Source organism: Streptomyces sp. NPDC048718 (genome assembly GCF_043198875.1).
In the GTDB taxonomy this organism is placed as follows: domain Bacteria; phylum Actinomycetota; class Actinomycetes; order Streptomycetales; family Streptomycetaceae; genus Streptomyces.
Map to the genome: position 1 here is coordinate 1 of NZ_JBICVG010000032.1, position 8,731 is coordinate 8,731.

Annotated in this window: 11 protein-coding genes; 10 read left to right on the top strand and 1 reads right to left on the bottom strand. The window is 72.8% G+C overall.

Annotation, left to right across the window (positions count from 1 at the left end):
* The first annotated feature begins 212 nt into the window (after positions 1–212).
* From alr to ACGFRB_RS33250, 4 genes are all read left to right on the top strand, one after another.
* Positions 213–1,361 carry an alanine racemase gene (gene alr, locus ACGFRB_RS33235; protein ID WP_393248375.1) on the top strand — a complete coding sequence of 383 codons (1,149 nt, stop codon included), beginning with the start codon at positions 213–215 and terminating at the stop codon, positions 1,359–1,361.
* Positions 1,362–1,371: 10 nt separating this feature from the next.
* Positions 1,372–2,547: an alpha/beta fold hydrolase gene (locus tag ACGFRB_RS33240; RefSeq protein WP_393248377.1), complete on the top strand. Its 1,176-nt coding sequence runs from the start codon at positions 1,372–1,374 to the stop codon at positions 2,545–2,547.
* A gap of 93 nt (positions 2,548–2,640) precedes the next feature.
* The gene (tsaE, locus tag ACGFRB_RS33245) at positions 2,641–3,156 is read left to right on the top strand and encodes a tRNA (adenosine(37)-N6)-threonylcarbamoyltransferase complex ATPase subunit type 1 TsaE (protein WP_363012523.1); all 516 of its coding nucleotides are present in this window, start codon (positions 2,641–2,643) and stop codon (positions 3,154–3,156) included.
* Between the two features lie 255 nt (positions 3,157–3,411).
* Entirely contained in the window at positions 3,412–3,618 is a 207-nt protein-coding gene (locus ACGFRB_RS33250; protein WP_393248379.1) for a hypothetical protein, read from the top strand.
* 91 nt (positions 3,619–3,709) lie between these two features.
* Here ACGFRB_RS33250 and ACGFRB_RS33255 read toward each other — a convergent pair whose 3' ends face one another.
* On the bottom strand, positions 3,710–4,255 hold the full coding sequence (locus ACGFRB_RS33255) for a hypothetical protein (RefSeq protein ID WP_393248387.1): 546 nt from the start codon (positions 4,253–4,255) through the stop codon (positions 3,710–3,712).
* A gap of 140 nt (positions 4,256–4,395) precedes the next feature.
* On the opposite strand from ACGFRB_RS33255, the gene tsaB reads away from it, so the two are divergent.
* The 6 genes from tsaB to ACGFRB_RS33285 all read left to right on the top strand — a co-directional run bounded on the left by tsaB (position 4,396) and on the right by ACGFRB_RS33285 (position 8,545).
* Positions 4,396–5,052, top strand: a complete 657-nt coding sequence (gene tsaB, locus ACGFRB_RS33260; RefSeq protein ID WP_393248381.1) for a tRNA (adenosine(37)-N6)-threonylcarbamoyltransferase complex dimerization subunit type 1 TsaB — start codon at positions 4,396–4,398, stop codon at positions 5,050–5,052.
* 200 nt (positions 5,053–5,252) lie between these two features.
* A complete protein-coding gene (gene rimI / locus ACGFRB_RS33265) occupies positions 5,253–5,717 on the top strand; it encodes a ribosomal protein S18-alanine N-acetyltransferase (RefSeq protein ID WP_361233622.1) in 465 nt (154 codons plus the stop codon).
* A complete protein-coding gene (tsaD, locus tag ACGFRB_RS33270; RefSeq protein ID WP_363012520.1) occupies positions 5,717–6,838 on the top strand; it encodes a tRNA (adenosine(37)-N6)-threonylcarbamoyltransferase complex transferase subunit TsaD in 1,122 nt (373 codons plus the stop codon). The genes rimI and tsaD overlap by 1 nt, the downstream gene beginning before the upstream one ends.
* A 20-nt stretch (positions 6,839–6,858) precedes the next feature.
* Positions 6,859–7,116 (top strand): hypothetical protein, encoded by a 258-nt coding sequence (locus tag ACGFRB_RS33275; protein ID WP_363012537.1) that lies wholly within the window; start codon positions 6,859–6,861, stop codon positions 7,114–7,116.
* Between the two features lie 82 nt (positions 7,117–7,198).
* Positions 7,199–8,050, top strand: coding sequence for a polysaccharide deacetylase family protein (locus ACGFRB_RS33280; RefSeq protein ID WP_393248383.1), 852 nt, complete (start codon positions 7,199–7,201; stop codon positions 8,048–8,050).
* Between the two features lie 117 nt (positions 8,051–8,167).
* Positions 8,168–8,545, top strand: a complete 378-nt coding sequence (locus tag ACGFRB_RS33285) for a YciI family protein (RefSeq protein ID WP_393248385.1) — start codon at positions 8,168–8,170, stop codon at positions 8,543–8,545.
* The last annotated feature ends 186 nt before the right edge of the window (positions 8,546–8,731 follow it).

Below are 8,731 nucleotides of genomic sequence, written 5' to 3' on the forward strand. Positions count from 1 at the left end.
TTACGTTCCGAACACGACCCCCTCCCCGGCCCCCGCTCCCGTCCGCGTCGTGGCGCACCGCCCCGCACCCCTCCCGCTTGGGTGGGGTGGGAGGTAGGTGGGGGTGGAGCGTGGGGCCTTGCCGTCCGCCGGTGGGAGATGAGGGTGGGGCGGAAGGGGAGAAAAATGGGATGGGGCAGGCCCGGGGGCCGTACCTGAGAGACTAGGGCGCGATGAACCAGACACCGCTGACCCGCCGCGCCCGTGCCGAGATCGATCTGGGAGCGCTGCGCACGAACGTACGTGCGCTTCGTGCCCGTGTCGCGCCCCACGTCCAGCTGATGGCCGTGGTCAAGGCCGACGCGTACGGCCACGGTGCCGTGCGCTGTGCCGAGGCGGCGCTCGACGCGGGGGCGACCTGGCTGGGGACGGCCACGCCGCACGAGGCGCTGGCGCTGCGGGCGGCCGGGCTGACCGGGCCGCGGATCATGTGCTGGCTGTGGACGCCGGGCGACCCGTGGGCCGAGGGCATCGAGGCCGGGCTCGACATGTCGGTGAGCGGGCTGTGGGCGCTGGCCGAGGTCACCGCGGCCGCGCGGGAGACCGGGCAGCGGGCGCGGATCCAGCTCAAGGCCGACACCGGGCTCGGCCGCAACGGCTGCCAGCCCGCCGACTGGCCCGAACTCGTCACCGAGGCGCTCAAGGCCGAGGCCGAGGGCCTCGTCAAGGTCACCGGGCTGTGGTCGCACTTCGCGTGCGCGGACGAGCCCGGGCACCCGTCGATCGTCGCGCAGCTGGACGCGTTCCGCTCGATGATCGCCCACGCCGAACAGGCCGGTGTCCGGCCCGAGGTACGGCACATCGCCAACTCCCCGGCCACGCTCACCCTGCCCGAGGCCCACTTCGACCTCGTCCGTACCGGCATCGCGATGTACGGCGTCTCGCCCGACCCGGCGATCGGCACCTCCGCCGGCTTCGGCCTGCGGCCGGTGATGTCGCTGAAGGCGAGCGTCGCGCTGGTGAAGCAGGTACCGGGCGGCCACGGCGTGTCGTACGGGCACCACTACGTCACCCCCGGCCCGACCACCCTCGGACTCGTCCCGCTCGGCTACGCGGACGGCATCCCCCGGCACGCCTCCGAGCGCGGCCCCGTGCTCGTCGGCGACCGGGTACGGACGGTCGCGGGGCGGGTCGCCATGGACCAGTTCGTCGTGGATCTCACCGGCGACACCCTCGAACCGGGCGCGGAAGCGGTGCTGTTCGGCCCCGGCGACCAGGGCGAGCCGACCGCGCAGGACTGGGCCGACGCCGCCGGCACCATCGCGTACGAGATCGTCACCCGGATCGGCACGCGCGTGCCGCGGGTCTACGTGGGGGAGTGACGGGCCGGCCGTGGGCGACGACACCTGGCGGCGCGCCGGCTGGGCCGGAGCCGCGATAGGCGTGCTCGCCGCCGGTGCGGCGGCCGGGGTCGCGATCGAGCGGCTCGCCCTGGGACGTTCCGTACGGGAGAAGGCACGGCTCGCGCTCGACTCCGAAGGCCCGTACGGCACCCTGCGCGGCACCCCGGGGCGGGTGTTCGCCGACGACGGCACCGAACTCTTCTACGAGGTCGATGAGGCTGACGAGGCTGAAGGGGTTGGAGGGGCCGCAGGGGTTGGCGCGGGGGAGCGGGCGCGGCGTCTCTTCGGCGGCGAGCCGCCGGCGGCCCTCACCGTCGTCTTCTGTCACGGCTACTGCCTCGCCGCCGACTCCTGGCACTTCCAGCGCGCCGCCCTGCGCGGCGCGGTCCGTGCCGTGTACTGGGACCAGCGCAGCCACGGCCGTTCGGGGCGCGGGGCGGCCCAGACCGGGCCCGACGGGGTGCCGGTCTCCATCGACCAGCTGGGCCGCGATCTGAAGGCCGTCCTCGACGCCGCCGCGCCCGAGGGACCGCTGGTCCTGGTCGGGCACTCCATGGGCGGGATGACGGTCATGGCGCTGGCCGACCGGTTCCCGGAGCTGGTGCGGGAGCGGGTCGTGGGTGTCGCCCTCGTCGGGACGTCGGCGGGGCAGCTCGACGACGTCAGCTACGGCCTGCCGCCGGCCGGGGTCAAGGCGGTGCGCCGGGTGCTGCCCGGGGTGCTGCGGGCCCTCGGTACGCGCGTGGAACTGGTGGAACGCGGGCGGCGGGCCACCACCGATCTGTTCGCCGGACTGGTCAAGAAGTACTCGTTCGCGACGAAGGACATCGATCCGGCCGTCGCCCGCTTCGCCGAGCGGATGATCGAATCGACGCCGATCGATGTCGTCGCCGAGTTCTACCCGGCGTTCGCCGAGCACGAGAAGACCGCCTCCCTGGCCGCTTTCCGGGGCCTGCCGGTGCTCGCCCTAGCGGGGGACCAGGACCTCGTCACGCCGCCCTCCCACACCGAGGCCATCGCCCGCGCGCTGCCCGACGCCGAGCTGGTGGTCCTGCCGGACGCCGGGCATCTGGTGATGCTGGAACGGCCCGAGGAGGTCACCGGCCGGCTCGCCGACCTGCTCGTACGGGCGGGGGAGACGGTCCGGGCCAGGGGAAGGAAGTAGCGCCACCCCAGGTCTAGGCGCCGGAGCCTGCCCGGGTACGGGGCGGGGCCCGGGCGGCGAACGCGGGACGCGGCAGCGGTTAAGTTGGCGGGCATGGAGACTCCGCACGCCCCCGCACCCGCAGGCCCGCTCAACCAGGCCACCCTCGCCGTCGACTCGCCCGAACTCATGCGGGAACTGGGCCGCCGGCTCGCCAAGCTGCTGCGCCCCGGCGACCTCGTCATGCTCACCGGCGAGCTGGGCGCCGGCAAGACCACCATGACCCGCGGGCTCGGCGAGGGCCTCGGGGTGCGGGGCGCGGTCACCTCCCCGACGTTCGTCATCGCGCGCGTCCACCCCTCGCTGACCGGCGGCCCGGCCCTGGTGCACGTCGACGCGTACCGGCTCGGCGGCGGTCTCGACGAGATGGAGGACCTGGACCTCGACGTCTCGCTGCCCGAGTCCGTCGTGGTGGTGGAGTGGGGCGACGGCAAGGTCGAGGAGCTGACCGACGACCGGCTGCACGTACTGATCCACCGTGTCGTCGGCGACACCGACGACGACCGGCGCACGGTCATGCTGCACGGCATCGGCGCGCGCTGGGCCGAGGAGGACCTCCAGCTGTTGTGATCCCCCTCACCGGAGGTGGGCTCAGGGGCCTTCCTGGAGCGCGGCCGGGGAACTCGTCCGGGGAACTCGTTCAGGGAACTCCCGGGGGTCTCACGGGGGTCTCCCGGAGAAATCCCGGGGACCCTCAGGGTGAGGTCCGCGGGTCGCGGCCACTCGTTCCGACAACATGTCGGGAAAATGTTGCGCGGGTGCTCCCCGCCGTGATGACATGGAGGAACGAGCCGAGTTAGGTGTACCTAACCTACGGGAGGCAGCATGGCGACGCCCGAGCGTGACGGAACCGTGCGCGGTACGGAGAAGGTCTCGATGCGAGAGCTGCTGGCCGCCTGCGCGGCGGCCGAGGCCGTGTCGACGCCGCCCGGCGAGCGTGAGATCCCGCGCATTCCCCCGGCCTCGACGAGCGACGAGCCGGAGGACCGGACCGGGTCCGAGGACGGGATGATGCGGGACGAGGCCGCCTGAGCGGCCCGCCCCTGGTTCCCGTACGAGTAGACGGTGTCCCGCTGTCCCTTAAGGGTGCGGGTTTCTGTGCTCTCTTACGGGTACGCGGCCCCTACGGGACCACGACCACCTTCACGCCGATCGACGCGAACGCCCACATCGCGTCCGCGTCCGCGCGTTTCATCCGTACGCCGCCGGTCTTCTTCGACGGGTCGGGGCTCGGCATCGAGCCGTCCACCGCCGCGCTGAAGCCGATCACCGCTTCCTGCGTGATCGCGAACCGCACGACGTGCTCGATCTGCACGCCGTCGGAGCCGCGCACCGTGGCGGCGCGCGAGGTCACCGCGTAATTGCCGGGCAGCGGCGAGACCGTGCTCGGCGTCACCGTGAAGGTCTTCGTGATCTTGTTCTTGGCGTCGACCAGCCACACCCGGCGGTCGTCCAGCGCGTAGACGACCCGCTCGCCCGTGCCCGAGCCCTCCGGCAGCGCTATCGGATCCTTGTGCGGCTGCTTCGGCTTCCCGGTCGCCGTGGCCGTGGGCGCCACGCTCGGGGTGCGGGAGTCCGCCGCGAGTTCACTGGGAGCCGGCGCGGACGCCGATGCCTGATACGCGAGGAATGCGACCGCGGCGACGGCCACCGCGGTGAGCCCGGCCACGAATCCCGAGCTGCTCCGTGCCACCGTGCGCCTACCTTCTCTCGTACGTACGTATCGGTGTCTGACGCCTGACCGTAGCAGCCGTCGTACCGCGGGGGCGGGGCGCCGCACCTCCGCGTCCGGCGCCGTAGGCTGTTCGCGTGCTCTTGCTCGCCATGGATACCGCCACACCCGCCGTCACCGTCGCCCTGCACGACGGGGACTCCGTCGTCGCCGAGGACACCCAGGTCGACGCCCGCCGTCACGGGGAGCTGCTGCTGCCCGCCGTCGACCGGGTGCTCAAGACGGCCGGGCTGAAGCTCGACGCGGTGACCGGACTGGTGGTCGGCGTCGGCCCCGGCCCGTACACCGGACTGCGCGTCGGCCTCGTCACGGCCGCCGCCTTCGCCTCCGCGCTCGGCGTACCCGTGCACGGTCTGTGCACGCTCGACGGCCTCGCCTACGCCGCCGGGCTCGACGAGCCCTTCGCCGTCGCCACCGACGCGCGGCGCAAGGAGGTCTACTGGGCGCGGTACGACGACTCCCGTACGCGCGTGACGGAGGCCGCCGTCGACCGGCCCGCCGACATCGCCGAGCAGCTCGCGGGCCTGCCCGTGGTCGGCGCCGGGGCCCGGATCTACCCCGAGGCCTTCCCCGACGCCCGCGACCCCGAGCACCAGTCCGCCGCGGCGCTCGCCGCCCTCGCGGCCGAGAAGCTGGCGGCCGGGGGCGAGGGCTTCCTCGACCCGCAGCCGATGTATCTGCGCCGGCCCGACGCGCAGGTGCCCAAGAACTACAAGGTGGTCACGCCCAAGTGACCGATGTGACCGGTGGGGCGGACGCGACCGGCGGGACGGACACGGCCGGTGCGCTCCGCGGGACGGACACGGCCGGTGCGGTCGGTGGGGCGGACGCGGTGAGTGCGGTCGGCGGGGCCGGTGTGACCGGAACGGCCGACGGCGGCGCGGGCGCGGGCACGGGGGCGGCCGAGCGTCGCTCGGCGGCGGTCCTGCGCGAGATGCGCTGGTGGGACCTGGCCCCGGTGCTCGCCCTCGAAGCCGACCTGTTCCCCGAGGACGCCTGGTCCGAGGGCATGTTCTGGTCGGAGCTGGCGCACGCCCGCGGCCCGCGCGCGACCCGCCACTACGTCGTCGCCGAGGACCCGGCCGACGGACGGCTCGTCGGCTACGCGGGTCTCGCCGCGGCCGGCGGACTCGGCGACGTGCAGACGATCGCCGTCGCCCGCGACCAGTGGGGCACCGGCCTCGGCGCCCGGCTGCTCACCGACCTCATCCAGGCCGCCACCTCCTTCGAGTGCGACGAAGTCCTGCTCGAAGTGCGGGTGGACAACACCCGGGCTCAGAAGCTCTACGAGCGCTTCGGCTTCGAGCCCCTCGGGTTCCGGCGCGGCTACTACCAGCCGGGCAACGTCGACGCGCTCGTGATGCGACTGATCGTTCAAGGAACTGGGACCGATATCTGATGGCTGCTGACGAACCCCTGGTACTCGGCATCGAGACCTCGTGCGACGAGACCGGCGTCGGCATCGTGCACGGCACCACCCTTCTCGCCGACGCCGTCGCCTCCAGCGTCGACACGCACGCCCGCTTCGGCGGTGTCGTGCCCGAGATCGCTTCCCGCGCCCACCTGGAGGCGATGGTCCCGACCATCGAGCGCGCCCTGAAGCAGGCCGGTGTCTCCGCGCGGGACCTGGACGGCATCTCCGTCACCGCCGGGCCGGGCCTCGCGGGTGCGCTGCTCGTCGGTGTGTCGGCGGCCAAGGCGTACGCGTACGCCCTCGGCAAGCCGCTCTACGGCGTCAACCACCTCGCCTCGCACATCTGCGTCGACCAGCTGGAGCACGGCCGGCTGCCCGAGCCGACCATGGCGCTGCTGGTCTCCGGCGGACACTCCTCGCTGCTGCTGTCCAGCGACATCACCTCCGACGTCCGGCCCCTGGGCGCCACCATCGACGACGCGGCGGGCGAGGCGTTCGACAAGATCGCCCGGGTGCTCGACCTCGGCTTCCCCGGCGGCCCGGTGATCGACCGGCTCGCGCGGGAGGGCGACCCGAAGGCGATCGCGTTCCCGCGTGGTCTGTCCGGTTCCAAGGACCCCGCGTACGACTTCTCCTTCTCCGGTCTGAAGACCGCCGTGGCCCGCTGGATCGAGGCCAAGCGGAACGCGGGCGAGGAGGTGCCCGTACGGGATGTCGCCGCGTCCTTCCAGGAGGCGGTCGTCGACGTGCTCACCCGCAAGGCCGTCCGGGCCTGCAAGGACGAGGGTGTCGACCATCTGATGATCGGCGGCGGTGTGGCCGCCAACTCGCGGCTGCGGGCGCTCGCCGAGGAGCGCTGCTCACGGGCCGGGATCCGGCTGCGGGTGCCCCGGCCGGGGCTGTGCACCGACAACGGCGCGATGGTCGCGGCGCTCGGCGCGGAGATGGTCGCCCGAGGGCGGGCCGCCTCCGACTGGGAGCTGTCGGCGGACTCCTCGCTGCCGGTGACCGAGTCGCACGTGCCCGGCGCCCATGCCCACGGCTCTGACCATGTGCACGACCACGATCACGTGCACGAGGTCAGCAAGGACAACCTGTACTCGTGAGCACCGTCACCGTCACGCTGATGTGGGAGGCGCGCGCGGCCGAGGGGCGCGGCGCCGAACTCCTGGAGTGGGCGCGCGCCCAGGTCCTGCCGGGGACGCCGGCGCGCCGGGAGACCTTCCGTGCGCCGCAGGACCGGGTGCTGGTCCTGACCTGGTGGGAGACGGCGGACGGGCTGGGCGCGGAGCTGCCCGAGCTGCCGGACCCGGACGCGGGTCTGGTCACCCGGCCGGTGCACCGCTGGCGCTTCGAGTCGGTGGGGCCGGTGGAGACGGCGTAGTACGCGGCGTCGCCCTGATGTAGTGCGAATGAATATTCGTAGATAGAGCAACCATTCGATAATTTCGGGCATCCCACAGCGCGTGAAGAAGACGATCGCGCTGTGGGCGGCGCTGACCGCCGTGGCTCTGTTCGCGACCGGCTGTACGGCCGCCAGCGCCGACACCGAGACGCCGGGAAGCCCGGCCGCGACCCCATCGGGTGCGGCCCCGTCGGCGGGTGCCAAGAGCCCGGAGGACCCGGCCGCCGCACGCGCCGCCGCGTACCGGAAATGGGGGCTCAAGCCCCTCGCGGCCCCGCCCGCGCCGCCCGCGACGAAGCCGGTGACGCGCCCGGCCGGCGGCCCCGTCCCCGTCGTCAGCGACATCCCCACCACCGAGAAGATCGTCTTCATCACGATCGACGACGGCGCGGAGAAGGATCCCGAGTTCGTCGCGATGATGCGCGACCTCAAGGTGCCGGTGACGATGTTCCTCACCGACAGCGCGATACGGAACGACCGGGGCTACTTCGCCCCGCTCATCGCCCAGGGCCACGGTCTCGCCAACCACACCCTCACCCACCCGAACCTGCGCACCCTCAGCCAGGAGGCCCAGCGCCGGGAGATCTGCGGGCAGCAGGACAAACTGGCGGCGGAGTACGGCAAGCGCCCCCGGCTGTTCCGTCCGCCCTACGGCAACTGGAACGAGGGCACCCGCGCCGCAGCGGCGGAGTGCGGCCTGGACGCGATCGTGCTGTGGCGCGAGTCGATGCAGATCAAGGACATGCAGTACCAGCGCCCGGACCGGAAGCTGCGGCCCGGCGACATCATCCTGGCCCACTTCCGAGGCCCGTCCGAACTCAAGGGCCGCACGATGACCCAGATGACCGCCAACCTGCTGCGTCACATCGAGGAGCAGGGGTTCACGGTGGCCCGTCTGGAGGACTATCTCTGAGCCGTTCGGGGGCGGCGGGGGGAACAGCCCGGCGGCGCTGTCGATGCGGGCGGTTCCCGTCCGGCGTATGAGTGGAAGGCGGGGAACGGCCCCGCCACCGCCAGCCGAGGAGGCGTCATGCCCCGCTATCTGTCCCTGGTCCGCATCCAGGAGAACACCATCGACATCGAGGACGCCGATGCCGGCTTCCAGGAGCGCATGGGCGCGCTCTTCGAGGAGATCACCAAGGCCGGCGTCATGCTGGACACCGCCGGGCTCAAGCCGACCGCCGAGGCGACCCGGCTGACCTGGTCGGACGGGAAGGTGGGCTCCACGGACGGCCCCTTCACGGAGACCAAGGAGGTCGTCGGTGGCTACGCGCTGATGCGGTGCAAGGACAAGGCCGAGGCGCTGGAGTGGTCCCGGCGCTTCCTGGAGGTCCACCCGAAGCACTGGACGGTGGGGGTGGAGCTGAGGGAGATCGAGGAGATGCCGGAGCGGGAGGGGGAGGGGTGAGGTGGGGGTGGGGGCTTCTGAGGGTGCGGGTCAGGGCGGGTCCTAGGGGTGGGCGTTTGCGGTGGGTTCGGGTGGTGGCCCGCCCTCTTTCCGAGTGTGGCCCCCTTCGCCGGGCCCTCAAGGGCGCTCCCTTCGGTCGCGTCGCTTGCGCGATGGCCTTCGGCCACCCTTGACCGCCCGGCTACG

What these genes read in the sequence shown, in the direction of transcription:
- alr (WP_393248375.1), top strand. Translation starts at nt 213, where the DNA reads ATGAACCAGACACCGCTGACCCGCCGCGCCCGTGCCGAGATCGATCTG.
- tsaE (WP_363012523.1), top strand. Translation starts at nt 2,641, where the DNA reads ATGGAGACTCCGCACGCCCCCGCACCCGCAGGCCCGCTCAACCAGGCC.
- ACGFRB_RS33250 (WP_393248379.1), top strand. Translation starts at nt 3,412, where the DNA reads ATGGCGACGCCCGAGCGTGACGGAACCGTGCGCGGTACGGAGAAGGTC.
- rimI (WP_361233622.1), top strand. Translation starts at nt 5,253, where the DNA reads ATGCGCTGGTGGGACCTGGCCCCGGTGCTCGCCCTCGAAGCCGACCTG.
- tsaD (WP_363012520.1), top strand. Translation starts at nt 5,717, where the DNA reads ATGGCTGCTGACGAACCCCTGGTACTCGGCATCGAGACCTCGTGCGAC.
- ACGFRB_RS33275 (WP_363012537.1), top strand. Translation starts at nt 6,859, where the DNA reads ATGTGGGAGGCGCGCGCGGCCGAGGGGCGCGGCGCCGAACTCCTGGAG.
- ACGFRB_RS33285 (WP_393248385.1), top strand. Translation starts at nt 8,168, where the DNA reads ATGCCCCGCTATCTGTCCCTGGTCCGCATCCAGGAGAACACCATCGAC.